This window comes from Sphingobacterium daejeonense (assembly GCF_901472535.1).
Lineage (GTDB): Bacteria > Bacteroidota > Bacteroidia > Sphingobacteriales > Sphingobacteriaceae > Sphingobacterium > Sphingobacterium daejeonense.
In genome coordinates this window covers 2119988-2143953 of record NZ_LR590470.1, presented here as the reverse complement: position 1 = coordinate 2143953, position 23966 = coordinate 2119988, and the positions used below count along the sequence as shown (strand labels likewise).

27 protein-coding genes and 2 pseudogenes are annotated in these 23966 nt (G+C 36.8%); 9 read left to right on the top strand and 20 right to left on the bottom strand.

Annotation, left to right across the window (positions count from 1 at the left end):
- Positions 1-24: 24 nt before the first annotated feature.
- The 4 genes from FGL31_RS10250 (at position 25) to FGL31_RS10240 (ending at position 1672) form a co-directional block, all read left to right on the top strand.
- Positions 25-261, top strand: a complete 237-nt coding sequence (locus FGL31_RS10250; protein ID WP_138091207.1) for an HAD hydrolase family protein — start codon at positions 25-27, stop codon at positions 259-261.
- Positions 212-571 (top strand): HAD hydrolase family protein, encoded by a 360-nt coding sequence (locus FGL31_RS22630; protein WP_171017614.1) that lies wholly within the window; start codon positions 212-214, stop codon positions 569-571. Before FGL31_RS10250 ends, FGL31_RS22630 begins: the two co-directional genes overlap by 50 nt.
- Before the next feature lie 11 nt (positions 572-582).
- The gene (locus FGL31_RS22625; RefSeq protein WP_232046581.1) at positions 583-813 is read left to right on the top strand and encodes an HAD hydrolase family protein; all 231 of its coding nucleotides are present in this window, start codon (positions 583-585) and stop codon (positions 811-813) included.
- A gap of 124 nt (positions 814-937) precedes the next feature.
- Positions 938-1672 carry a DUF3575 domain-containing protein gene (locus tag FGL31_RS10240; RefSeq protein ID WP_171017613.1) on the top strand — a complete coding sequence of 245 codons (735 nt, stop codon included), beginning with the start codon at positions 938-940 and terminating at the stop codon, positions 1670-1672.
- Positions 1673-1887: 215 nt separating this feature from the next.
- Here FGL31_RS10240 and trxB read toward each other — a convergent pair.
- The 4 genes and pseudogenes from trxB to pyrE all read right to left on the bottom strand — a co-directional run bounded on the left by trxB (position 1888) and on the right by pyrE (position 5052).
- Positions 1888-2866: pseudogene (trxB, locus tag FGL31_RS10235) on the bottom strand (thioredoxin-disulfide reductase).
- A gap of 17 nt (positions 2867-2883) precedes the next feature.
- Positions 2884-3678, bottom strand: a complete 795-nt coding sequence (locus FGL31_RS10230; protein ID WP_317130995.1) for an exonuclease domain-containing protein — start codon at positions 3676-3678, stop codon at positions 2884-2886.
- A gap of 446 nt (positions 3679-4124) precedes the next feature.
- Positions 4125-4328 (bottom strand): hypothetical protein, encoded by a 204-nt coding sequence (locus FGL31_RS28930; protein ID WP_317130994.1) that lies wholly within the window; start codon positions 4326-4328, stop codon positions 4125-4127.
- A 73-nt stretch (positions 4329-4401) separates the two neighbouring features.
- Positions 4402-5052, bottom strand: a pseudogene (gene pyrE, locus FGL31_RS10220) (orotate phosphoribosyltransferase).
- Here pyrE and FGL31_RS10215 point away from each other — a divergent pair.
- Positions 5051-5662: an NUDIX hydrolase gene (locus FGL31_RS10215; RefSeq protein WP_099372310.1), complete on the top strand. Its 612-nt coding sequence runs from the start codon at positions 5051-5053 to the stop codon at positions 5660-5662. The pseudogene pyrE and the gene FGL31_RS10215 overlap by 2 nt on opposite strands.
- 58 nt (positions 5663-5720) lie before the next feature.
- On the opposite strand, the gene FGL31_RS29860 is transcribed toward FGL31_RS10215, so the two are convergent.
- From FGL31_RS29860 to FGL31_RS10200, 5 genes are all read right to left on the bottom strand, one after another.
- The gene (locus tag FGL31_RS29860; protein ID WP_394366142.1) at positions 5721-6005 is read right to left on the bottom strand and encodes a gluconate 2-dehydrogenase subunit 3 family protein; all 285 of its coding nucleotides are present in this window, start codon (positions 6003-6005) and stop codon (positions 5721-5723) included.
- The gene (locus FGL31_RS29855; protein WP_394366141.1) at positions 5935-6363 is read right to left on the bottom strand and encodes a gluconate 2-dehydrogenase subunit 3 family protein; all 429 of its coding nucleotides are present in this window, start codon (positions 6361-6363) and stop codon (positions 5935-5937) included. Before FGL31_RS29855 ends, FGL31_RS29860 begins: the two co-directional genes overlap by 71 nt.
- Positions 6364-6369: 6 nt before the next feature.
- On the bottom strand, positions 6370-7065 hold the full coding sequence (locus FGL31_RS25330) for a GMC oxidoreductase (RefSeq protein ID WP_232046579.1): 696 nt from the start codon (positions 7063-7065) through the stop codon (positions 6370-6372).
- The gene (locus FGL31_RS25325) at positions 6998-8104 is read right to left on the bottom strand and encodes a GMC family oxidoreductase N-terminal domain-containing protein (RefSeq protein WP_232046577.1); all 1107 of its coding nucleotides are present in this window, start codon (positions 8102-8104) and stop codon (positions 6998-7000) included. Before FGL31_RS25325 ends, FGL31_RS25330 begins: the two co-directional genes overlap by 68 nt.
- A 242-nt stretch (positions 8105-8346) precedes the next feature.
- Entirely contained in the window at positions 8347-9972 is a 1626-nt protein-coding gene (locus FGL31_RS10200) for an ABC-F family ATP-binding cassette domain-containing protein (RefSeq protein ID WP_138091203.1), read from the bottom strand.
- A 234-nt stretch (positions 9973-10206) separates the two neighbouring features.
- Between FGL31_RS10200 and FGL31_RS10195 the strand changes: the two genes are divergently transcribed.
- Positions 10207-10587 carry a PEGA domain-containing protein gene (locus FGL31_RS10195; RefSeq protein ID WP_138091201.1) on the top strand — a complete coding sequence of 127 codons (381 nt, stop codon included), beginning with the start codon at positions 10207-10209 and terminating at the stop codon, positions 10585-10587.
- Between the two features lie 54 nt (positions 10588-10641).
- On the opposite strand, the gene FGL31_RS10190 is transcribed toward FGL31_RS10195, so the two are convergent.
- Positions 10642-11379, bottom strand: a complete 738-nt coding sequence (locus tag FGL31_RS10190; RefSeq protein WP_138091199.1) for a hypothetical protein — start codon at positions 11377-11379, stop codon at positions 10642-10644.
- 10 nt (positions 11380-11389) lie between these two features.
- Complete coding sequence (locus tag FGL31_RS10185) at positions 11390-11596, bottom strand: hypothetical protein (protein ID WP_138091197.1); 207 nt, start codon at positions 11594-11596, stop codon at positions 11390-11392.
- 205 nt (positions 11597-11801) lie between these two features.
- Between FGL31_RS10185 and FGL31_RS10180 the strand changes: the two genes are divergently transcribed.
- Entirely contained in the window at positions 11802-13211 is a 1410-nt protein-coding gene (locus tag FGL31_RS10180; protein WP_197734192.1) for an alanine/glycine:cation symporter family protein, read from the top strand.
- Between the two features lie 447 nt (positions 13212-13658).
- Positions 13659-14915 carry a Na+/H+ antiporter NhaC family protein gene (locus FGL31_RS10175; protein ID WP_317131139.1) on the top strand — a complete coding sequence of 419 codons (1257 nt, stop codon included), beginning with the start codon at positions 13659-13661 and terminating at the stop codon, positions 14913-14915.
- A 5-nt stretch (positions 14916-14920) separates the two neighbouring features.
- On the opposite strand, the gene FGL31_RS10170 is transcribed toward FGL31_RS10175, so the two are convergent.
- The 6 genes from FGL31_RS10170 to FGL31_RS10155 are packed head-to-tail and all read right to left on the bottom strand — an operon-like array spanning position 14921 to position 20631.
- Complete coding sequence (locus tag FGL31_RS10170; RefSeq protein ID WP_138091195.1) at positions 14921-15637, bottom strand: AAA family ATPase; 717 nt, start codon at positions 15635-15637, stop codon at positions 14921-14923.
- Positions 15638-15793, bottom strand: a complete 156-nt coding sequence (locus FGL31_RS25320) for a GNAT family protein (protein WP_232047150.1) — start codon at positions 15791-15793, stop codon at positions 15638-15640.
- Positions 15794-15819: 26 nt separating this feature from the next.
- Positions 15820-16083 (bottom strand): GNAT family protein, encoded by a 264-nt coding sequence (locus FGL31_RS25315; RefSeq protein WP_232046575.1) that lies wholly within the window; start codon positions 16081-16083, stop codon positions 15820-15822.
- A 24-nt stretch (positions 16084-16107) separates the two neighbouring features.
- Positions 16108-17289 carry a M1 family aminopeptidase gene (locus tag FGL31_RS23450; RefSeq protein WP_197734190.1) on the bottom strand — a complete coding sequence of 394 codons (1182 nt, stop codon included), beginning with the start codon at positions 17287-17289 and terminating at the stop codon, positions 16108-16110.
- Entirely contained in the window at positions 17271-19754 is a 2484-nt protein-coding gene (locus FGL31_RS10160) for an ABC transporter permease (protein ID WP_197734189.1), read from the bottom strand. The genes FGL31_RS23450 and FGL31_RS10160 overlap by 19 nt, the downstream gene beginning before the upstream one ends.
- Complete coding sequence (locus FGL31_RS10155; RefSeq protein WP_138091193.1) at positions 19747-20631, bottom strand: ABC transporter ATP-binding protein; 885 nt, start codon at positions 20629-20631, stop codon at positions 19747-19749. The genes FGL31_RS10160 and FGL31_RS10155 overlap by 8 nt, the downstream gene beginning before the upstream one ends.
- A 152-nt stretch (positions 20632-20783) precedes the next feature.
- Here FGL31_RS10155 and FGL31_RS10150 point away from each other — a divergent pair, with 152 nt between their 5' ends.
- Positions 20784-21014 carry a hypothetical protein gene (locus FGL31_RS10150; RefSeq protein WP_138091191.1) on the top strand — a complete coding sequence of 77 codons (231 nt, stop codon included), beginning with the start codon at positions 20784-20786 and terminating at the stop codon, positions 21012-21014.
- Positions 21015-21532: 518 nt separating this feature from the next.
- Here the strand turns inward: FGL31_RS10150 and FGL31_RS10145 are convergent.
- From FGL31_RS10145 to nadC, 3 genes are all read right to left on the bottom strand, one after another.
- Positions 21533-22333: a M48 family metallopeptidase gene (locus FGL31_RS10145; RefSeq protein ID WP_138091189.1), complete on the bottom strand. Its 801-nt coding sequence runs from the start codon at positions 22331-22333 to the stop codon at positions 21533-21535.
- A 75-nt stretch (positions 22334-22408) separates the two neighbouring features.
- On the bottom strand, positions 22409-23059 hold the full coding sequence (gene plsY, locus FGL31_RS10140) for a glycerol-3-phosphate 1-O-acyltransferase PlsY (RefSeq protein WP_099372324.1): 651 nt from the start codon (positions 23057-23059) through the stop codon (positions 22409-22411).
- A 13-nt stretch (positions 23060-23072) separates the two neighbouring features.
- Positions 23073-23930 (bottom strand): carboxylating nicotinate-nucleotide diphosphorylase, encoded by an 858-nt coding sequence (nadC, locus tag FGL31_RS10135; protein ID WP_138091187.1) that lies wholly within the window; start codon positions 23928-23930, stop codon positions 23073-23075.
- Positions 23931-23966 lie beyond the last annotated feature (36 nt).

Below are 23966 nucleotides of genomic sequence, written 5' to 3'. Positions count from 1 at the left end.
AGATACAGAAATGTACATTTGTATATGCTAAAACCTAAGATCAAAGCAGTATTTTTCGACATAGATGGAACATTATTAAGCTTTAAAACACACGAAGTTCCAAAATCCACAGTTGAAGCTATCAAAATATTACAGACACATGGTATAAAAACCATTCTATCTACTGGAAGGTCCATTAATAGTATTGACCATGTGAAATTCTTGGATTTTGATGGGTATATTACTTTTAATGGTGGTTACTGGTGTGACCAATACATTTGAGATTTTGTTCAAACAGGCAATCGACAAACAGGATATTGAGTCGGTATTGAAATATGCTAAAGAACAGCCATTAAGCTTCTCGTTTATGTCTGAAAAAGAAATTACCATTCATGATGTTACACCAGAGATCGCAGGAATGTATGCTCATCTAAATTTACCCGTTCCAAAATTAGTGAACATGGATACTGTGGACACCTCAAGTATTTTACAAACCAATATATTTTTAGGACCAGATGACGAACAGCAATTTATGGACACTGTTATGCCTAATTCATTAGCTCTAGATGGACACCTCTTTTTGCAGATGTAAACCCTAAAGGTTTGAGTAAAAAGGTAGGGATTGATATTTTCTGCAAACATTTTGGAATTGAACTTGAAAACACCATGGCATTTGGTGATGGAGGGAATGATATCAGCATGCTCAAACATGTACATATTGGTGTTGCTATGGGAAATGCAAACCCTGAGGTTAAAGAAATCGCAGATTATACAACGGACGATGTAGATAATAATGGAATTTGGAATGCCTTAAAACATTACGGAGTGATTTAGAAAAAATTAACCTCTCTTAATTTAAAATTAACTCTAAAATAATTTAAATATACCTCTATATAGGTATATAATTTTATAATTAAGATGTATACATTTGGTTTAACAAACCAAAATGTTAACTAAAATGAATAATAACTCTAAATCGCCAATTACTAATTGGCTCATTCTGATTATGTTGGGAATATTTCCAAACCTTTTATCGGCCCAACAAAACACGGTTAAATTTAACCTGCTCCCTTTAGTCTCTAAGACATTTGCATTTGAATATGAGAGAGAGATCAAACCTAAGATGACTGTCAATGCAAGTATTGCTTTCAGAGGTAAGTCTTCGGTTCCATTTAAGGACAGACTGGAAAATTTAATTGATGATGATAAAATCCTTCAGGATGCTACTCTGAGTCATTTCACTTTTACTCCAGAGTTTCGTTTTTATACAAGCAGAGGCAGTGAAGGTGCCAGAGGATTTTATATCGGTCCATTTATCAAATATGGTAAATATAACATTCAGTCTAATTATGAGTTTGAGGTTGAAGGAGAAGCACCAGAAAATATCCCGCTAGATTTGGACATCAAAACTTGGAGTGCCGGTTTTGTTATCGGAAGTCAATTTAAGCTTGCCAAATCTGTGTTTATGGACTTACGTATTTTGGGTCCGCACTATGGTCGATCGAACCTAAATTTAGTAGGAAAGAAAACATTGACTCCTGAGGAACAAGAAACATTAAGAGAGGAATTGGACGGTATAGGTGGGGATGTAATCGACGTTGAAACGGAGGTGAACGGCGAAGGAGCATCGGCTAAAGCTAAAGGCCCTTGGGCTGGTATCCGAGTTGGACTTTCAATTGGGTATAGGTTTTAGAGAGATGTGAGATGTGAGATTTGAGATGTGAGATAGAATGTGTTATAATTTATCTTCTTTTTTATCTTCTTTTTTATCTTCTATTTTATTATCATCTCTGTTTTCATTCCAGTTGTTTAAAAAGTATCTCAAATTAAAATTAAGTCAAAAAAAAGAGCCTGTATAATTGAACTATACAGGCTCTTATGTCTTATGTCTATTGTCTACTGTCTATTTTATCCTTCCACTTCGACAACATCTTCTTTTGCCATCAAGTAGCGTTCTGCTTCTAGGGCTGACATACATCCAGTTCCAGCAGCAGTGATTGCTTGGCGAAAGACGTGATCTTGAACATCTCCACATGCAAAAACTCCGGGGATATTAGTTGCTGTGCTATCTGGCTTAGTGATTAAATAACCAGTTTCGTCCATATCAAGTATTCCTTGGAAAAGTTCAGTATTTGGCTTATGGCCAATTGCCACGAAAAATCCAGTTACATCAATATCCTGAATGTGCTTAGTTTGGTTATTGATAACTTTAACGCCATTGACAACTTGTCCATCACCTAAGATTTCAATTGCCTCCTGTATTGTAAAGCACTTCAATATTTGCTGTATTGTTTACACGGTGAACCATTGCTTTCGAAGCTCTGAATTCATCTCTACGCACAAGCATATATACTTTTCTACAAAGTTTAGCTAAGTAAGTAGCCTCTTCAGCTGCAGTATCACCTGCACCTACGATGGCAACATCTTGACCTTTAAAGAAAAAACCGTCACATACTGCACATGCAGAAACACCAAAACCATTATATTTTTCTTCTGAATCAAGTCCTAACCATTTAGCTGTAGCACCTGTAGCGATGATTACGGTTTCCGCTTCAATAGTTTTCACATTGTCGATCTCTACTTTATGAATACCACCATCGGTTGAAAAATCAACTTTTGTAGCATAACCAAAACGAACATCTGTCCCGAATCTCTCAGCTTGCGCACGCAGATCTTCCATCATTACAGGACCTGTAATTCCTTGAGGATAACCCGGGAAGTTGTCAACTTCAGTAGTTTGTGTCAATTGACCACCAGGGACCATACCAGTATAAACAACAGGTTTTAAATCAGCTCTCGCTGCATAAATTGCTGCAGTATATCCTGCGGGACCTGATCCTATAATCAAACAGGATACGCGTTCAATTTCTTGTTCTTTAGTAATCATAATATTAAAATGGTTCTTTATTTTTTAAATTTATCCTGTAATCCCTTCAACATATCATCTGTTATGGGTTTACTTGGCTCAGATTTCTTAACCGGTCTATTGACCTCCTTTACAGGATTAGACGATTGTACCGGGTTGTTTGTCCTTGCTTCTTTCTTTTTATTTTTATGGTCGTTCCAAATTCCCTCTAATACTTTCTTGGTATACAATGGAAAATCGCCATTCTGCATCCATGAATAGTAACTAGGTTCAACTTCAAATACATCTACAACTTTCTTGCCTTTATGTTTTCCAAAGTTTATTGATGGATCGCCATCAGCATCGAAAACCAAACGACCAGCAAAATCCACTGGTTTACTAAGGTTAGTGAAAGCATGTAATGCTTCGACATCGTTTACTACTGGTTTTGATACCACACCATGCTTATCCTCATATTCTACATTTTCGTACTTTGCTAACTGGGCTTTAAGAACTTCATAAGTAGCTTTTACATCGGCTTCAGCTGTATGGGCGTTATCCAAGCTTTCATTGCAATAAAACTTATATGCAGCTTTAAGAGTCCTTTGTTCCATTTGATGGAATATATTCTGCACATCAACAAAAGAACGGCCATCAAGGCTGAAGTCTACACCAGCTCTCAGGAATTCTTCCATCAACATGGGTACATCAAATTTATTGGAATTATATCCTGCCAAATCAGCATCGGCAATGAAGTCTGCAATCTCCTGAGCACGTTCACGAAAAGTCGGAAGATCTTTAACATCCTCGTCATAAATCCCATGGAACATCGATGATTCTGCAGGAATAGGCATTTCAGGATTTACTTTTAACGTCAGGGTCTCTTCCTTACCTCCCTGGCTAACCTTTAAGATTGGAAACTTCTACTATTCTGTCATTTGAAACCATAACTCCCGTAGTTTCCAAATCAAAAAATGCCAAGGGGCGCTTTAACTTTAACTCCATTATCTAATAATTACTAGCAAATTGCAAATTGTACAAATTTACGAAAACTATCCTTGAGAATAACCTCTATTCTTGAACATTAAATCTCTTGGATGTAAATTTTTATATAGGTTTATATAAAAAAAGCTCCAGAAATATCTGGAGCCTAATTATTTCGATTGTCCTTGATTAACCAAGAACCTCTTTAAGTCTATTCACTTGATAATCCACCAATTTTTGTAATGGACCTGAAGCCATCATCTTCATCATCATATTCAAACCTGCTTCGATTATGAAAGTTGCATTCGTACTATTTTCAGAAGTAGGTTCCAATTTGCCATCTCAATGTTAATGGAAAAGGTGCTTCTTCAATAGGTATGCTTACCAATTCTTTATTTTCTAATCTTTCACTGATACGCAAAGATAATTTAGCCATGTTTTTAATGGTAAATCTAGTTTCATCAGCAGTCGATGTCCAATTAACAATATTGTCAGGCATCAGCTGTTCATGGTTGTTCATATCAGACAAGAAATTATAAACCTCTGATACGGGTTTATTAATTTCAACAGTATTTTTGAATTACAGTCATAGTTTAAGATTCTGGGTTCCAATTTTCGGGATCAATTTTCCACTTCTCCAACAATTCGATATCTGATTCCAAGATATAACTATTAGGAGGCAGCAACATGAATTAAAGCATCGTAATTACACAGACTATGGAATGTACATTTTGCTTCTTCGAAGTTTTTGCGAGCAATTTCCAATCCATAAGTAAAGATAGAAACTAAACCTACCACATTGCATCCGGCGTCACGTAAGGCTTTAACAGCTTGCAAACTGCTTTTACCTGTAGAAACTAGATCTTCGATTACAACGACGCGTTGTCCACTATTTACTTCGCCTTCAATAAGGTTTTTGGCCGACCGTGGTCTTTTGCACTGCTGCGAACATATGAAAACGGAAGACCTAAATCTTGAGCAACCAGAACACCTTGAGGTATACCTGCAGTTGCAACTCCGGAAATCATATCAACCGAACCAAACTCCTCTTGAATCAACTGAGATAGCTTCTGACGAATGTAAGTACGGATGGACGGATGCGACAATGCAACCCTATTATCACAATAAATTGGTGACTTCCATCCCGACGCCCATGTAAAAGGGTTTTTAGGTTGTAATTTTATTGCTTTAATTTGCAATAAGGATTCAGCAACTTTTTGTTCAACCTCATTTAAATAATTCATGGCACAAATTTATAAAATTTATATGAACCAATCTCTGTTAATTTTGGCAGATTACACCCCTCATATTAAAGAAAAAGCTCAAACAATTGGTTTACAAGACATTGATTTGGAAAAACTTTTTAACGATTCCGCACATACAACTGATAAAACCGTGTACCTATACATACATCCCAATATCAGAAAAGTTTTCAAAAAAATATTATCAACAACAAAGATTATAAAAGCAGCAGGTGGATTAGTAACAAATGGCAATGGTGAATACCTGTTTATTCATCGGTTAGGAAAGTGGGACCTCCCTAAAGGAAAAGTCGAAGAAGGCGAAAAAATGAAAGATGCTGCAGTGAGAGAAGTGGAAGAAGAATGTGGAATAGAGATAGATTACCTAGGAAAAAAAATAGCGACAACTTATCATACCTATTACATGAGAAACAGATTTGTCCTCAAACAAACAAAATGGTATCAAATGGGTGTCAATAAAATTCCAAAACTAACTCCGCAATTAGAAGAAGATATTGATCAGGCAGAATGGTTAAAAGCTTCAGAACTAAAAAAAGTAAAAGAAAATACCTATCCACTAATTTCGGAAATCGTTGCAACGATAAAAAATTAAATAAAAAAGGAGCTATATTGAAATAGCTCCTTTTTTATTTGACAATTTAGTTTCGTTGTTATCCGAAAAACTTATTCGGGTCAAATCCATGTGCTGCCAATACATCAGCTGGCACACCATTCCATACCCCAGGAGTATTTCCTTTATAACCAATATCTTTTACGCCCATCTCACTGGTAAAAAATCCCGTTGATGTCAAATCACGCATCATTGAGAAAAACGCAACACCATAAGCCATTTCTGGCTTTGCTTTTTGAGGGTAAGCTATTTCATCAATCATCGCTATCTGTTGATCTTTTTTGCATTTGATGAAGGCATTTCCATAAGTTTTCTGGCATTGCACATCCAGCCATTTCAATCCACCTCTCAAAGGAGTTTGATAGCTCGGAATATCTTTGGACATAAAACTCTATAAATGCAGGAACACCGGCCTCAGAAGCACTACCTGAAACGTCATCTTTGGGAATGATAATATCAGCCAAAACTGTAATTGTGGCCATTTCATGTTCCGTGAAAAATTTCTCAGCTTTTAATGCTTCCGTTCTTTTGTGTTCAAATTCCTGAACACCAGGCATCATATCTGAACTACCTTCGGTCGCAACCTTGGTTGCTTGACCTTTTTCATCTTTACAGGCTGAGGCCAAAACTCCTGACCCTGCAGCAATTAACCCTAAAGCTTTTAATGAATCTCTTCTATTCATATCTGTTTATGCTAATTTCTTGTTCTGTTCTAAAATATATTCAGCAGTACGCATCGACAAGGCCAAAATAGTCCAAGTCAGGTTCTTATCTCCTTGTTGCACAAAAGGACCAGCATCTACCACATACACATTTTTACAATCATGCGCTTGCCCCCATTTGTTCAATACAGAGGTCTTTGGGTCATCGCCCATGCGAGTGGTTCCGCCTTCATGTATTATCTTTCCTGGAGCTTCCAACCCGTATAGTGTTTCTGGACCCGGAATTTTTGAAGTTATGATAGCTCCCATTTCATGCATGATGGATTGGAAGGTCTCCTGCATATGCTTAGCCTGTTGAATTTCCTCATCCGCCCATTTATAGTTGAATCGAAGAACTGGAATACCATATTTATCAACACGAGTTGGATCAATTTCACAGTAATTTTCTTTACGAGCTAAGGCAGTACCGCGTCCCGCCATACCAACATTGGCACCATAAAAACGGCGATAATCATCCTTCAATCCAGCACCATATCCACCTGCTTCTTTCTTCTCACCGTTTCTTCCCGGTACCATTCCATTTACATTCGGAACAAAATTCAAGAAACCATAGGATGGCATATGAAGACCACCACCATATTCAATATGGTAACCTCTAGGGAAATTTAATTTGCTGTGGTCTCCCCACCATGGTGAATAAAATATGGACACTTCCTGCCCCATCTTCATTGTATCTCTTTCTATCCAACAATTGCGGTAAGAATCCACCTAAACTAGCACCTGTAGAATCATGTAAATATTTTCCTACCAAGCCACTGCTATTACCGATACCTCCTGGATGTGCTTTTGATTTTGAGTTCAACAATAATCTCGCACTTTCACAAGCACTTGCACCAAGGATTACCTTTTTTCCTTTCACTGAGTATTCCTGCAAATCTTTCGTATTTACATAAGAAACTCCGATTGCCAAGCCTTCATCATTGGTCAAGACTTCACGAACCATCGCATTGTCTATAACTTTCAGATTACCAGTCTTCATAGCTGGCATAACTAAACAAGATGAAGACGAAAAATCACCGTAAACTTTACAAGATCTTCCACATTGACCACAGTAAAAACAAGTTCCTCTTCCTTTGATTTCAGGGGATGATTCTGTCAATACTGCACCCCGACCTGGAATTACAGGAACACCAGCTTTCCTTGCTCCTTTGGTAATATATAGCTCATTCAAACGAGGCTTTGGTGGTTTCATAAAGATACCATCAGGCTCATTGTGAATTCCTTCTACAGTACCATATATACCGATCATACGGTCTACACGGTCGTAAAATGGCTTTACTTCTTCGTAAGTAATCGGCCAAGCGTCGGTTACTCCATCAGTTGGCTTAAAATCATCTGGTCCCATCCTTAGGGATATACGGCCCCAGTGATTGGTCCTTCCACCTAGCATCCGAGCACGGAACCATTCAAATTCAGTTCCATCTACCTTGCTATATGGCTCTCCATCTAATTGCCATCCGCCGTAGGCAGCATCAAAATCCCCGAATGGACGGGTTACCCCGGCTCCTCTTCGTGGCGATTCCCAAGGCCAGCGTAGTTGCATGGCATCCTTCGCCGGATCAAAAAATGGACCCGCCTCAAGCATTAAAACTTTAAGACCAGCGTTAGCCAATATGTAACCTGCCATACCCCCGCCAGCGCCAGATCCCACAACAATGGCATCAAAAACTTCAGGGTTTTCTTTTATTTCAAAAACACTCATAAACTTTTGTGATGTGATTTAATACGGTTTAAATTCTCTTTATCTACTCTGCTTATTCTATTTAGCAGTCTTAAATATAGGAAAACAATCCTGAAATCAGTATTTATACCTATAATATTTTTGATACGTTTTAAAACCGCTATCGATATGGGTTAATATAGCCGTCTGAAATATTCTAAAAGAATAATAATAAAAAAAGGGAAATGACTTCATTTCCCTTTTTTAATAAGATTGTATTGTTGTTATTTATACATTTCTTCTCTTTGAGCTTTTACAGCATCCGAGTTAATGTATTCATCGTAACTCATCAATTTATCAATGATTCCATTTGGAGTCAATTCAATTACGCGATTTGCCACTGTTTGTGTCAACTCATGATCTCGTGAGGTAAATAATACAGATCCTCTAAAGTCACTCATACCGTTGTTCAATGCAGTAATGGATTCCAAATCCAAGTGGTTGGTTGGTTCATCAAAAATCAAGAAGTTTGCTCCTTGCAACATCATCCTTGAAAACATACAGCGCATTTTCTCACCTCCGGATAAAACTGAGCATTTTTTAAGAACCTCTTCCCCTGAGAACAACATTTTACCCAAGAATCCACGGATAAATTGCTCATCAGCATCAGGTTTTGTGGTATAATCCCTCAACCAATCAACCAAGTTCTCATTTTTACCTTCAAAAAATTCAGCATTGTCAATAGGCATATCTGCTGGTGTAATTGTAATACCCCATTTGAATTCACCTACATAATCTTTATCTCTACCCGTAAGAATATCGTAGAATGCAGAAGTTACCAAGTTATTTTCAGCAAGGATCGCAATTTTATCGCCTTTATTAACCATAAAACTGATATTCTTGAAGTAAACTTCACCGTTAATGGTTTTGCCGAGGTTCTCTACGGTCAATATTTGGTCTCCAGGCTCTCTGTCCATCATATTGAACATGATAGCTGGATATTTTCTGTTCGAAGGCTTAATGTCTTCGATATTGATCTTGTCTAATGCTTTCTTACGAGAAGTTGCTTGTTTAGATTTCGAAGCATTGGCTGAGAATCGACGGATAAACTCCTGCAATTCCTTAACCTTGTCTTCCATTTTCTTGTTTTGGTCGGCACGTTGTTTCAATGCCAATTGTGATGACTCATACCAGAAACTATAGTTACCTGTGTAGATAGTCATTTTACCAAAGTCAATATCGACGATATGAGTACATACCGCATCCAAGAAGTGACGGTCGTGAGAAACTACTAAAACAATTGCCTCATAACTAGCTAAGAAATCTTCCAACCAAGCGATGGTATTGATATCCAAGTCGTTGGTAGGCTCATCCAGAATTAAGATATCAGGATTTCCAAATAAAGCTTGTGCTAATAAAACACGAACTTTTTCATTACCATCCAGTTCTTTAACTAATTTGTGGTGTAGTTCTTCTTTAATACCTAAGTTACTCAATAAGGTCGCAGCATTACTTTCAGCATTCCATCCGTCCATTTCTGCAAACAGACTTTCCAACTCACCAGCTCTTTCACCATCGGCATCAGAGAAATCTTCTTTCATATAGATTTCATCTTTCTCCTTCATGACCTTATATAGTTCTTGGTTTCCCATCATTACCGTTTCGATAACAGGGAACTCATCGAATGCATAGTGGTTCTGGTTCAAAACAGACATACGCTCTCCTGGCGTAAAGGCTACTGAACCTGACGTTGGATCTACTTCTCCAGAAATGATTTTTAAAAATGTTGATTTTCCGGCACCGTTCGCTCCAATAATACCATAACAGTTTCCAGGAGTGAACTTTAAGTTGACATCTTCGAAAAGGACACGTTTGCCATAGCGAAGAGATAAATTCGAAACGTTAATCATGTCGCAAAGATACAGTTATTTATTCAGTTTTTGAAGGTTACAAATAAGCCAATATTGAAAGTTATTTATTTTTTAAAACCCACTCCTAAAAGTCCAACAATCTCTAATTCATGTTGTTGAATTACTAATATGTAACACTGGGTTAAATATCTTCAAAAATAGTATATCAATCGTTTAAACCTTCCCTAATTTTAACTGTCGTACAATTAAATTAACGAAATCAATTATTTTTACATGAAAACAAAAATCTCAATTGCACTAGCTTCTATTTTATTATTAACTACGTCGTGCGCAACTGTTTTTACAGGATCTAAACAAAGTGTCCTCATCAAATCAAATCCCAGTGGAGCATTAATCGAAGTCAATGGTGTTGAACAAGGGACTACTCCAGCTAACATCGAATTAAAAAAAGGATTTTCTGGACAAATAATCACCTTAACAAAAGAAGGTTTTAAAAGCCATACATTCACACCTGCCACAACATTCAATCCTGTAACCGTCGTCAACTTATTGTTCTTGCCAGGATTTATTATCGATGCTGCTACGGGTGCAATGATGAAATACGACCCAATTTTCTACGAAATAAACCTCAAACCCGAAGACCAACAACTATAATATAATAAATTAGCCATTACGGACTTCTGTAATGGCTTTTTTTTGCAAGCTAGCTTATAATTTCTCGATCTCAGAAGACAAAGCCTTTAGATCCTGTTTCATCAAATTGATATTGGATTCTAACTGATCATACATATCAGCTCGATTCTCTAATTGGTCACTGGTATATTTTCCTCCTTCACCAAAGTAGATATCCGAGATTTCCTCTTCAGACGATTTTTTAACCTGGCCAAAGCTTCTCCATTTTTCGATAATCTGTTCCCTCAATGAAGTTTTGATTCCATTTTCAGGGTTCGAATAATTTAGATAATACCAAACTGCGGCAGGAAAATTTTTGGAGGTCGGCGCACCAAACCAAACATCCTTCAATGCATTTCGTTTATGAAAAAACTCAGTGGTTTCATCATTCAATAACATCATCACACCAAAAGTAGCTTCTGCAACACCGGTGGAAATACCAACAATATGGCTTGCGCGTTCTTCTTTAATAACACCTTCCGTTAAAATCGCACCCAATGCACCGACAACAATAGCTCCAATGGTCAATTTCGATTCCTTTTCTCTTATTTTTCCCACAAGGTAATTCGCTACCTGACTGGTCCTCTCCTCTTCACAATCCATTTCCGATGATATGGCTGAAATCTCTAAAGAAGAACTGTTGATCTTTTGGTCAATCGCCTGCTTGAGTTCCAGCAATTCCAACCGATAAGCTAAATCATCCATTGGTTTTGGGTTTTGCCTCAGTTCTACAAATCGTGTAACAGAACCTAATATCCCGATGGCATTGGCCAAATTAAGATTATTAAAAACTCAACTTTTGAGCAACTATTGGTGAGATATCACGCTCATGCAATGGTATAGGAAGACTATCTTGAGTGTATTCATACACATTCTGTTGGTTGCAATTGCTATGGTGCAATAAATCTCGAATTTCAATATTCTTGACAGAGCTGCAGGAAGTCACAAAAATAAATAGCAATGAAGTGAATAATAGATTGGCCCTTTTCATATTGTGTGAATTATATAACAAATTAGGTGCTTGCAATCGGTAATTCCAAGGATTTTTAAAATTTTTAAATTTAATAAAGCATCCAATTCCATTTACATCTCTTCTATTGCTTCAAAGTAATCATCAATTTATTTTGTGAATTTTTCTAAAAAAAATCTTTTCTTTACAAAATATTTAATGGCTAATAACTATTTAAACCAAATTAATGGATAATATCATTTCCTCGATCTCCAATCTAGTGTGGAGCGAAGTCTTCATTTATTTGTGCTTATGCACAGGACTCTACTTTTCTTTTCGTACAGGATTTCTTCAAATAGCATATTTAAAAGACATGTTGCGTTTGCTTTTTGCAAAGAAAAAGTCAGACGAAGGTATTTCCTCTTTTCAGGCATTTGCTTTGGCAATTTCTGGTCGTGTTGGCACTGGAAATATCATCGGTGTGGCAACTGCTATATTTTACGGTGGACCAGGGGCAATTTTCTGGATGTGGATTATTGCTTTTTTAGGATCTGCATCGGCATTTGTTGAAGCAACATTAGGACAATTGTACAAGCAGAAAGAAGGTAATGAATTTAGAGGTGGACCAGCATTCTACATAGAAAAGGGACTAGGAGTAAAATGGTATGCTGCCATCTTTGCGATTTTAACAATCATCAGTGCTGGATTACTATTACCAGGAGTACAAAGTAACGCAATTGCTTCTTCAGCTTTCAATGCATACGCTATACCGACTAATTATACAGGGATTGGAATTGTTGTTTTACTAATCTTAATAATTTTTGGCGGAGTAAAACGACTTGGTACAGTTGCAGAATTCGTTGTTCCATTTATGGCTGGAGGTTATATAATTATGACTTTGGTAATAATAGCCATGAATTACCATCAAATTCCTGAGGTATTTAGTTTAATCTTTAGCAGTGCATTTAGTTTAGATGCTACTTTTGGAGGTATTATCGGTATGGCCATAGCTTGGGGAGTGAAACGTGGGATTTATTCCAATGAAGCGGGACAAGGTACAGCACCACATGCCGCGGCTGCTGCTGAAGTATCACATCCAGCACAGCAAGGTCTTGTACAAGCCTTCTCAGTATATGTAGATACCTTATTTGTATGTACTGCAACAGCTCTAATGATATTATTTACAGGGATGTACAATGTAACAGAAGTCAATGAAGCAGGGCAACCGACTACATTATTAGTTGAAAACTTACCTGGAGTTGATTATAATGGATTTACCCAAGCTGCAGTATCACATCACTTCCCTGGTTTTGGAAATGGATTTGTTGCTATCGCACTATTCTTCTTCGCGTTTACAACCATTATGGCTTACTTCTATTATGCAGATACCAATATTGCATACCTCGTTAAAAATGAAAAAACAAGAAAAATAGTCGGTTGGATTTTTAAGATTGTATTCCTTTCGACAGTATATTTTGGAACAGTTAGAACAGCTGATACCGCATGGGCAATTGGTGATATTGGTGTGGGTCTGATGGCATGGACCAATATAATTGCTATCCTTTTGCTTAGTAAAACAGCCATGAAAGTATGGAAAGATTACAAAACCAAAAGAAAACAAGGTATGGAAGTTCTAGATTTGATCCAAAAGCAATAGGAATTAAAAACGCAGATTACTGGGAAAACAAACCAGAATAAAAAAAGCGAGGTTTGATTTTAAAAATCAAACCTCGCTTTTTTTAATGAATCCCGAAGCAGGTAGTAGCAAATACTAAAACGGAATGCCACTAGTAACAACAGAATTAAAGTTGTCAATGGGGTTCTTTTCATTTCGATTGTTTTATGTTTATCTTGGTGATAGTTACTAAAGTTACATAATATTTCTAATTACCAAAACATTAAGACATTGAAAATGAGTTTTTAAAAGGCTTTAGCACGATTAATAATCTCATTCAAAAACTCAAATCTCCCTGATTCTGTTGATTTTGTGAATAATATGCTACTTTTGAAAAATTTTTAATTTAATCTAATCTTATGAATAAAGGCAGTTTTTGGGCCTTATTACCATTAATCCTCTTTGTAGTTATTTACTTCGCAGGATCATATATTTTTAGGAGATTTTTATGCACTCCCTGTTTTAGTTGTATTTGTAATAGCTCTATTTGTTGCTTTCTTCCAGTTTCCTAAAAAGAATTTCAACGAGAAATTAGCAAGTTTTGCAAAAGGCTCTGGGGATGAGAACATCCTGATCATGATCTTGATTTTCTTATTGGCAGGTGCGTTTGGGGAGTTGTCAAAAAATATCGGTGCAATATCCTCCACGATCAATTTTGCCCTCACCTACATTCCTCCACAATTTGTCATAGCAGGACTATTCTTGGTTTCTTGTTTTATTTCTACTTCATTGGGTACGTCAGTAGGAACTATCGTCGCCCTCGCTCCTATTGCTGTGGGACTCGAAGAGAACATAGCCGGGATTATGCCTATTGCATTGGCATCCGTCATTGGTGGATCAATGTTTGGTGATAATTTATCTTTCATCTCTGACACTACAATTGCAGCTACCAGAACTCAGAATGTTGCAATGAAAGAAAAATTCAGAGTCAACTTTAAATTAGTACTTCCTGTTGCCATTATTGTAATGATAATCTATGGACTCCAAGGATTTAACATGCTGAATAATGCACATGATATGCAAATTGGCGATTACGAATTGATTAAAATATTACCTTATATCATAGTCTTTATATTGGCTTTATCAGGTTTGAGCGTAATTTGGACTTTAGGTGTAGGAATTCTGAGTGCTGCAATTATCGGAATATCCACAGGATCCATTGATTTTCTTTCTATCCTAAAATCGATCAATGATGGTTTTGCTGGAATGTTTGAGTTGAGTATTCTCTGTTTGATTATCGGTGGCGTTGTCGGAATTATTAGAATGAACGGTGGAATAGATTATTTACTTCATGTGGTAACCAAAAAAATCAATTCGAAGAAAAGAGCTGAATTGAGCATTGCATTTTTGGTAAGTTTAGTGAATTTAGCGATTGCAAATAATACCATTACCATTGTCATTGTAGGTCCTATTGCAAAAGATATTTCAGATGAGAATGGGCTAAATGGTGGTCGGGTTGCCAGTATTTTGGACACGATTTCTTGTTTCATCCAGGGATTAGTACCTTATGGTGCACAAATTTTAGCTGCATTGGCAGCAGCGAACGTGGTGCTTTCTGAAGAAGGTAAGAGTCTCCTTTCGCCGATCGATATTATGCAATATCTATATTATCCAGTGTTGATGGGATTGGTAGCCTTTTTATTTATCATTTTCAGAAAGGACAAAAAAGAAGCTCAATTAACATAAAGATCTTACAAAAATCTGCCTTTCATATCCAACTTTTTGATCAGATTGGATTTGACAACAGCGAATAAGCTATCCTTTGCCTCTGCATAAGATATTCCATATCGCCTGGATTTAGGATGAAGTTCTTCAGGAAATCTAGCCAGTAAAGAATCATAGTATTGGTTCAAGGCTTCATCTGAAGGCATCTCATACTGAATTCGAAATTGAAACCTTCTAATCAAGGCAGAATCTATAATATCAATGTGATTTGTCGCACAGATGAGCAGAACTTCATCCGGCAAGTAATCTATTTGCTGAATGATCGAATTCACCAGTCTTCTCATCTCACCAACATCATTGTCGTCATCGCCACGTGCTTTTCCCAATTGGTCAAACTCATCCAAGAATAAAACTCCTTTGTCTCGTGCTGCTCGGTCAAAGACCTGCTTCACATTTTGCGAAGTCTCACCTATCCTAGAGTTAATTACATTGCTGAGATTTAAAATGATCAATGGTTTTCCCAGACTATTTGCAATTGCCTTTGCCGTTGTTGTTTTGCCACAACCGGAATGGCCATATAACAGGACCTTATTACTTACCGGTAGACCATAACTCTTTAAATCCTCAAGATATTTGTGTTCTTTAATTAACTGATCGATTTGTTCTCGGTTTTCATCACTTAAAAACACGTCTTGAAGTAAAACTTGGTCTTTGTCCTTGATAATAAGGTCCTGAATATTCATTTAATCTATATTTTTATCCTTCTGCAAAGATAAGTGTAATATAGGATATTCTCTGCCTGAACTATCTCGCAATGACATTCCAAATTGCGAAAACCCGAATTTTTTATAAAACCCTATCGCCTGTTCATTTTGTTCATTCACATCTACATATTTTATGTTTAGATGGTCAATAGCATATTTAATTAATATGCGTCCAAATCCTTTTCCCTAGACTCAGCATCTACAAAAAACATCTCTAATTGATTATTATTATAGGCCAGAAATGCTTTCAATCCATTTTCAATAAGAACGTAAATATTCAAGTTCGGCAAGTAATCTCTTGGAATTACCTCCTTAAAGTATTCAAAATCTTCATCCCTTAAAAAATGATGTGTTTCCAGAACAGAAGATTCCCAAACTTTCATAATTTCACTGTAATCCTTTGAATTAAATTGCTCAATAATCATTCTGTATTTTCAGTCTTATCTTTATTAAATTTTCTTTCTATTATCATTGGAGTCAGTATCCAAAAGTTTATTGTCGGGATCTACTCCAACTTCATAAGGCATTTTGTCCAGCACCATCTTAAATTTATTATTGATCTTATCAATTTTGATCTTTTTTAAATATAATGGATTATCTACCTCAAATTCTCCTTGCTTAACTGGTTTACCATAAACCGCAACTTCCACATAATCTTTTAATGGCAATGACTGTATATTTTTCTTGCCATCCTTCACAGATAATGCAGTACCTTTCACATCTTCATACATCCTTTTTCCGAATGGATCTGTTCTATATTTTGAAACTTGATAATCCATCTCCACTTCATACTTGCCATTGGAAAGAGGATTGACTTTTACATCTTTGACCTTATTGTCATAAATAGTTACCGTTTCTATAAGGTCAGTTACCAAATATTGCAGAGAATCTGGTACTACAGGCTTCAGCATATCAACAAATTCAATCGAGGTGGTATATGGTGGATTTTGAAATTTCACCTTCGACAAATAAGCTTTCAAGAAATCATTGAACTTTTGCTCACCAAGGTAGTCACTCAAAGCATACATTACTAAAGAACCTTTATTGTAATGAATATAACCTTGATTTTCATTGAACATCAATGGGTTTTCTCGAATGATCTCATTTGATCTTCCTAACAAGTAATTATCCAATGCATCTTTTAAGAATCTTTTCATCTGTCCTTTTCCATAGGTATGTTCAAGAACTTTCAATGAGCTATATTCTGACAATGATTCCGACATCATTGTTGACCCTTGAGCAAATGCACCAATAGCTTGATGGGCCCACCATTGATGAGCAAACTCATGTGATACTACAGAATAGGGATAATCAACGGCGTTAGGGTCATTTTCATCAACTTTCGCAATAAATCCTATGCCCTCAGAAAAAGGAACAGTATTGGCAAATGCTTGAGCGAAGGTACCCATAGTCTTAGGGAATTCGATGATTCGCATCTGACGGAATTGATAAGGACCATAATTGGATTCAAAATAATCCAACGATTTCTTCATCGATGCCATGATTCGATCCAAATTATATTCGTGTCCTTTATGATAATAGATTTCCAAATCCTTACCCTTATATTTTTCTTTCTTGACCTCATATTTAGCGGACATAAAAGAATAAAAATTCAAAATCGGTGCATCCATTTTGTAATGGAAATATCGCTTTCCGTCTTTTTCCCATTCTTTCTGCAAATATCCCGGAGCGATTGCAATCTGATCAGGACTGGTACTAATGGTAGCTTCAAAGTCAATCCAATCTGCATCTTGAGATATATAATTATTGCCCAATTTTGAACTATCCCGAGGATCCGGCATTCTTCTCTTATCAGGAAGACCATATTTTTCCTAACCCTATTGTCAGCCAACTCCCCTGTTTCATTATAACTCAAGACAGGGAACATTAAATTGTTCATAAAAGTTCCATTTGCCAAAACTTCAGAACGGTCAAATAGAAAGTTATTAGGCTTATTCTTAATTTGATAATCAATCTTGAGAGTATCACCAGGGTTCAATGCTTTACTCAACTGATATATCTCGATGGCAAGAACGGAATCTTTAAGTATCTTTTTCGCTCCTTGATGAAATTTAGCATCGATTAAGATATTTGGTGACATATTCATAAAGATGGTATCAATAGGCACCCCAGTCTTATTTACGTAGGTAAAGTTAGCATTAGCAACAAAGTTTCTATTTTTTGGATCAATGTCGATAGCAACTTTTGAATCTATTAACCTAGGAATAGGTCTCCCGTCATACTTCTTGTACTTCTTCTCATAATCAACTTGATGCATTTCAGACTCTTTATTGGAATAGTTAGGCTGATTTACATTCTTCTCAACATATATGGAATAACCAAGCCCTATGAATCCAGCTAATGCTAACAAAGTAGGTATATAGATAGCAGGCTTTAGTCTAGTGAAAAAGGATTTAAATTTTTCACCTAGATTAGAGATAATCCCCCTTCTCCACAAGAGCAATGTCAATCCAAATAAGACCAACCCAAATAAAATCCAATAAATACGGTAATAGATAAAATGTCTGATATCGCCATAACCATTCATGTCTGAATAATTGTAGGACGGATCGGCGTTTGGAATAAAAATCATTTGCTCGACCCCAATTCTTGGTAAAAATGGTAATGCAAAATAAAAAATCAAACACACAATGAATCCTACAAAATAATTCTTAAATAGATTCTGAATAAAGAATGCGAACAGAATTAGATATAAAAACTTGATTGGATAAAGGACAAATAACTCATAGGAATAATGTCCGATTTCAAAATTAAAGTACCCTTTATAAACCTGATAGACAATTCCATTGATCATGCAAACTAGCATAACTAAGTACACTAATTTTACCAATGCAATAACTTTGGATAACAACAACACCCAATTTGGAACTGCCGTGGATTCTATCAACAAAAACATATTGGTCTGTCTAGATTTATGGACCAACATTCCGGAGAATAGGAAAATCATGATACTCAAGAAAAACCCATAAATACTCCCCATAGCAATCAATACTTGCCATGTCACCGGATAGGTGTTTGTACCGAACATTTCTCCGGATACAGAAATCACAATCAGGACAAATAAAACTGCAATCAGCAACAATATATAGAAGGTCCAATTTTTTACCAGAAATTTGAAATCAATATTGGAAAGTCGCCAGCTCAGTTTTATGTTTGACAAAAAACTATAGTCGAAATTTACTTTAGGCAAATCAATTTTTAGGATACTGCCGAAATTATCCTTTATCATTCGAGCACCTCCTTTAGACTTTTTAAAGGATATACCCAATTGAGAAAAACTGAATTTGTAATATACTATTCCAAAAAATATAGAGGCTACGGCAAGCCAGATCAATCTATTGTAAAATAATACCCCTTGTATAGGAACAAAATTATTGTTTTGCTCTTCTACACTCCAGTATCGAGAATAGTACATTAAAGGCTGGAATCCAAATGGATCCAATAAAGCAACTAGATATCTATTGTCTACATTTTGTGTGACTACATCCAATAAGGATTGCAATAAGAACAACACCAATACAAAAACAAATCCCACATAAATATTCCTGCTGAAGGTTACTAAAGCAAATATGATGCTTCCAAATAAAATAAAATTGGGAACTACCGTAATAAAGAAACCTTCCAAGTAAGCTCTAGGATTATTTGGACCCAACAATTCTTTGTTTATCCCCGGATAGAATTGCGCAAGATAATATGCTACGACACATAGAAAAGCTATAAAAGTAACGACCACCAACGAGCTCAAAAACTTTGCAGTTAGGTAGTTAAACTTACTCAAAGGGTAAGAGAACAATAAGGTATGCATATTATATAGGTAATCTCTGTATACTGATGCACCTATTATGGTTGGAAGCAGAAAATAGATTAATGTTGCAAAACTATTCAGAAACCCTGCAATTTTTATAGGAGAGTTCACATAAACTGGATCTGAAGTAGTGCTTGTAATAGCATCGAAAGCGCCAAGATTTGAAATGACGGTAAAAAAGGCCAGTGCAAAATAAATGGCACAATACACATAAAACACGGGTTGCTTCAACCAACGTTTTATTTCGAATAGAAAAATCGTACTAAACATTTACTTTATCACTTTTAAGGGTAACAAAATAAACATCCTCCAAAATTGGAGTTGCCGGACTAAATGATTCATCAGGTAAGGTATCATGGTATACCCGAATATTCAAGCTGTTGTCCTGGTTATAATTGGAGGAGATAATATTATATTTTAGATTTTCAGCATCAAAGTCTGCCCTGTCAATTTTCTTTTTCCATATTTTCCCGTTGAGAGAATCGGTCCCTTGTTGAGTGCTTCCACGGAAAAGTACCTTTCCGCCATTCATAATAGCCAGCTCATGGCACAGTTCGCGCACGTCATCAACAATGTGCGTAGAAAAAATAACGGTATGTTGAGCACCAATCTCTCTTAGAACATTCAAAAATCGATGTCTTTCTGCAGGGTCCAAACCAGCAGTAGGTTCATCGACAATAATTAGTTTTGGATCATTCAGTAACATCTGCGCAATACCAAACCGTTGCTTCATACCGCCTGAATAACCGCTTACACTTTTATTTCTGAAATCATAAAGGTTAGTGATCTGAAGGACACTTTCAACAATCTTGTTTCTATCTTTTCTATTACTGATTCCTTTCAAATCAGCAAAGTAATTCAACAATTCCTCAGCACTCAGATTAGGATAAACACCAAATTCTTGCGGCAAATATCCCAATACCCTTCTCAAGGCATTGTTATCATTTAGCACATCTATGTCACCAAATTGAATGCTACCGCTGTCAGGGCTTTGCAAAGTTGCAATGGTACGCATCAATGATGATTTTCCAGCACCATTAGGCCCCAGTAAACCAAACATACCCGGACCAATCTCCAAGTTTACATCATCCAAAGCCTTGACTCCGTTGTTATATGTCTTCGTTAAATTCTGAATCTTAAGTTCCATAGAAATTTCGTTTTTTGTTAGTTATATAATTAGTAGCTTAAACTTAAAAAATGTAACAGAAAAGATTGAAAATTATTTAAAATAGGTTATAGACATTAGACAATAGACATTAGACATAAGAATTGGTATGGTGCTTTTCATAGCCTGCTAGCATGGATGGTGGACTAACCAAACAAACAAACAAACAAACAAACACTATTGCCGGACTGGTTGATGTCCCCACAGCCGCCATGGTTGGTGTCTCCACTCCCTCCATTGTTGTTGTCCCCACAGCTGCCATGGTTGGTGTCTCCACCAACCATCATTGTCGCCAGCTAATTGTCAAAAAAGTGGTCGGTGGGGACACCGACCACGGCTTAGTCACACCGACCACGGCGTCGTGACCGGCTTCGTGATTTGCCTTCCTTACCCACTTCGACCTCCTCACGACCTGTTTCGGCTATGATGCTAACAAATAAAAAAGCCGGCTAGGTTATGCTAGCCGGCAATTTCATTTATACCAAGACAAAAAGTCTAATGTCTTATGTCTTGTGTCTTATGTCTAAGCTTTGCCGCCATGGTTGGTGTCTCCACCAACCATCATTGCCGCCAGCTAATTGTCAAAAAAGTGGTCGGTGGGGACACCGACCACGGCTTCGTCACACCGACCACGGCTTAGGCACACCGACCACTGCTTCGGAACTGGCTTCGTGATTGCCTTCTTGACAGGCTTCTTGACCACCTTCGTGATTGTCTTCGTTACCACCTTCCTTACCCACTTCGACCCCCTTCACGACCTGTTTCCGCAATAATGCTAACAAATGAAATTGCCGGCTAGGTTATCCTAGCCGGCAATTTCATTTATACCAAGACAAAAAGTCTAATGTCTTATGTCTTGTGTCTTATGTCTAAAGCTTCGTTCTTACTTCTTATAATACTTCATTGCTTCCGGTATCATTGCCTGCAATTGGCTGATACGTCTTGCATCGCTTGGGTGAGTGCTTAAGAATTCAGGAGTGCTACCTTTTTTACCTTGCGACATTCTTTCCCAGAAACCGACAGCTTCTTCAGGGTTATAACCTGCCATTGCCATCAAGATTAGTCCTGCTCTATCTGCAGCCAACTCATCGTTACGTGAGAATTTCAATGATCCTACTTGGTAACCAATTCCATACACTTGGTTGATAATACCTGTATATCTACTGTTACTGATTGTTCCAGCAGCATTTAATAATTGCGCACCCAATTGAGCAGCCATAGCATTCGATACTTGAGAAACTGAATGTTCTTCGATTGCGTGTGCAATTTCGTGTCCCATAACTGTTGCTAATCCGGCATCATTTTTTGCTACTGGCAAAATACCAGTATACACTGCTACTTTACCACCTGGCATACACCAAGCATTTACTTGGTCACTTTCGATAAGATTGAATTCCCAGTTGAAATTGAATTTATCAGCAGCCCCAATCTGCCTTAAGTATTCATTTGTTGCTTGAGCAATTCTATTACCTACTCTTTTTACCTGCGTTGCTGCTGCAGATCCTGTTTCAACTTTAGAGCTGTTTTTACTCAAAAAGTCCTTATAAGCCAAAGCGGCTTGATCGTTTATGGTCTTGGAATCAACTAATTTTAAGTACCTACGTCCAGTGATTGCGGAAGTAGCGCAACCTACCAAAGTAGCTCCTAAAAGCATCATGGCAGCATATTTTGTAATTCGTTTCATAAGTTTTATTTGATTTAGTTTATCTAATACATTTTTAACATCTCGAAGTATTAAACAAAACTTGTACCCAAAAGTTTAATCCTTAGATTTTTTCTTGAATAAATATATTTTGGATTCTTTCCCTTTGAGCAGTCGTTCTATATTTTTTTGGTGAGTAACAAGAATTAAGGCACATATCGCAATTCCATATAATAGAATAGATGGTACGGTTGTCTTGAAAATAAAAGCCACCGAAAATGGAAAAGCAAAACCTGCCATAATAGAACTTAGAGAAACATAATGGGTTATCAAAAGGACAAGTAAGAAGACTGATACACAGATAAGGGCAGCTGGCCAATGGATAGCGAGAACCATCCCAAACAAAGTAGCCACGCCTTTTCCACCTCTAAATCCTGCAAAAATCGGGAATAAATGGCCTAATACAGCAATAACACCCAATGCAAGCTGAACATTTACAAATTGGGGTCCATCATGGTTCCCAACAATTGAACTATCCAATAAATATGGTAGATTAGTCGCTGTCCATCCCTTAAGGATATCGACGAACATTACAATGGATCCTGCTTTTTTCCCTAATACTCTAAAAGTATTGGTGGCACCGGCATTTCCACTTCCATATTCACGAACATCTACACCATAAAATGCCTGCCCAAACCAAACCGCAGTAGGGATTGAACCGAAAAGATATGCTAATATGACTATTCCTACTAGATATATTGATATCATCTACAGCAATTTACTAAATAAGTTTTGCTTTCAAGCTCAAGTCCAGACTTTTAACCGAATGAGTTAGTGCACCTACAGAAATATAATCAACTCCTTGTTTCGCATAGTCAGCAATGGTTGCCAAGGTTATTCCACCTGATGCTTCGGTCACTAATCTTCCAGCCACCAAATCAACAGCTTCTTTAACTTGTTCAGGACTAAAGTTGTCAAACATTACGCGATCAACAGCATCTAGACTCAAAACTTCGTTTAACTCTTCAAAGTTTCTAACCTCCACTTCTATCGCTATATCCAATTGTTTTTCTTTTTTATAGGCAAATGCGGCATTTACAGCAGCGGAAATCCCTCCTGCATAATCCACATGGTTATCTTTGATCAAAATCATGTCATACAAACCAAAGCGATGGTTCGCTCCACCTCCAATTTCTACAGCCTTTTTTTCCAAATAACGCAATAATGGAGTCGTTTTCCTGGTATCTAAGACTTTTGCTTTAGTGCCAGAAATTGCTTGAACATATTTTGCTGTTTGAGTTGCGATTCCTGACATCCTTTGCATGATATTCAGAACCAATCGCTCACCCTTTAAGATCGTATGAATCTTGCCTTTAATCTTAAAAGCATTATCACCATATTTAACGGAGCTGCCGTCCGTAATTAATTGGTCAAATTCTAATTCGGGATCAATCTGAGAAAAAATTTCTTTGGCAACTTCAACACCCGCCAAGATACCTTCTTCTTTAACTAATAATTGAGCCTCTCCTAATTGTTCTTCTTTTATCGTAGATAATGAGGTATAATCCCCTGCTCCTACATCTTCTACAAGGGCTTCTTGAACAAAATGTACCAGTTTATCTTTGAATTCTCTCTCCATTTAGCAAATTAAAATTAAGCGAAGATGAATAAAAAT

Excerpts from the sequence above, each read along its gene's own strand:
- FGL31_RS25330 (WP_232046579.1), bottom strand. The coding sequence starts at position 7,065 with ATGGGGCAGGAAGTGTCCATATTTTATTCACCATGGTGGGGAGACCAC.
- nadC (WP_138091187.1), bottom strand. The coding sequence starts at position 23,930 with ATGGAGAGAGAATTCAAAGATAAACTGGTACATTTTGTTCAAGAAGCC.
- FGL31_RS10150 (WP_138091191.1), top strand. The coding sequence starts at position 20,784 with ATGGATGGTGGACTAACCAAACAAACAAACAAACAAACAAACACTATT.
- FGL31_RS28930 (WP_317130994.1), bottom strand. The coding sequence starts at position 4,328 with ATGAACAACCATGAACAGCTGATGCCTGACAATATTGTTAATTGGACA.
- plsY (WP_099372324.1), bottom strand. The coding sequence starts at position 23,059 with ATGATATCAATATATCTAGTAGGAATAGTCATATTAGCATATCTTTTC.
- FGL31_RS22630 (WP_171017614.1), top strand. The coding sequence starts at position 212 with ATGGGTATATTACTTTTAATGGTGGTTACTGGTGTGACCAATACATTT.
- FGL31_RS25315 (WP_232046575.1), bottom strand. The coding sequence starts at position 16,083 with ATGATTATTGAGCAATTTAATTCAAAGGATTACAGTGAAATTATGAAA.
- FGL31_RS10200 (WP_138091203.1), bottom strand. The coding sequence starts at position 9,972 with ATGATTAACGTTTCGAATTTATCTCTTCGCTATGGCAAACGTGTCCTT.
- FGL31_RS10240 (WP_171017613.1), top strand. The coding sequence starts at position 938 with ATGAATAATAACTCTAAATCGCCAATTACTAATTGGCTCATTCTGATT.
- FGL31_RS10180 (WP_197734192.1), top strand. The coding sequence starts at position 11,802 with ATGGATAATATCATTTCCTCGATCTCCAATCTAGTGTGGAGCGAAGTC.
- FGL31_RS10185 (WP_138091197.1), bottom strand. The coding sequence starts at position 11,596 with ATGAAAAGGGCCAATCTATTATTCACTTCATTGCTATTTATTTTTGTG.
- FGL31_RS10230 (WP_317130995.1), bottom strand. The coding sequence starts at position 3,678 with ATGCCTATTCCTGCAGAATCATCGATGTTCCATGGGATTTATGACGAG.
- FGL31_RS23450 (WP_197734190.1), bottom strand. The coding sequence starts at position 17,289 with ATGGATGCACCGATTTTGAATTTTTATTCTTTTATGTCCGCTAAATAT.
- FGL31_RS10250 (WP_138091207.1), top strand. The coding sequence starts at position 25 with ATGCTAAAACCTAAGATCAAAGCAGTATTTTTCGACATAGATGGAACA.
- FGL31_RS10215 (WP_099372310.1), top strand. The coding sequence starts at position 5,051 with ATGGCACAAATTTATAAAATTTATATGAACCAATCTCTGTTAATTTTG.
- FGL31_RS10160 (WP_197734189.1), bottom strand. The coding sequence starts at position 19,754 with ATGTTTAGTACGATTTTTCTATTCGAAATAAAACGTTGGTTGAAGCAA.
- FGL31_RS10170 (WP_138091195.1), bottom strand. The coding sequence starts at position 15,637 with ATGAATATTCAGGACCTTATTATCAAGGACAAAGACCAAGTTTTACTT.
- FGL31_RS10195 (WP_138091201.1), top strand. The coding sequence starts at position 10,207 with ATGAAAACAAAAATCTCAATTGCACTAGCTTCTATTTTATTATTAACT.
- FGL31_RS29855 (WP_394366141.1), bottom strand. The coding sequence starts at position 6,363 with ATGAATAGAAGAGATTCATTAAAAGCTTTAGGGTTAATTGCTGCAGGG.
- FGL31_RS10155 (WP_138091193.1), bottom strand. The coding sequence starts at position 20,631 with ATGGAACTTAAGATTCAGAATTTAACGAAGACATATAACAACGGAGTC.
- FGL31_RS10145 (WP_138091189.1), bottom strand. The coding sequence starts at position 22,333 with ATGAAACGAATTACAAAATATGCTGCCATGATGCTTTTAGGAGCTACT.
- FGL31_RS25325 (WP_232046577.1), bottom strand. The coding sequence starts at position 8,104 with ATGAGTGTTTTTGAAATAAAAGAAAACCCTGAAGTTTTTGATGCCATT.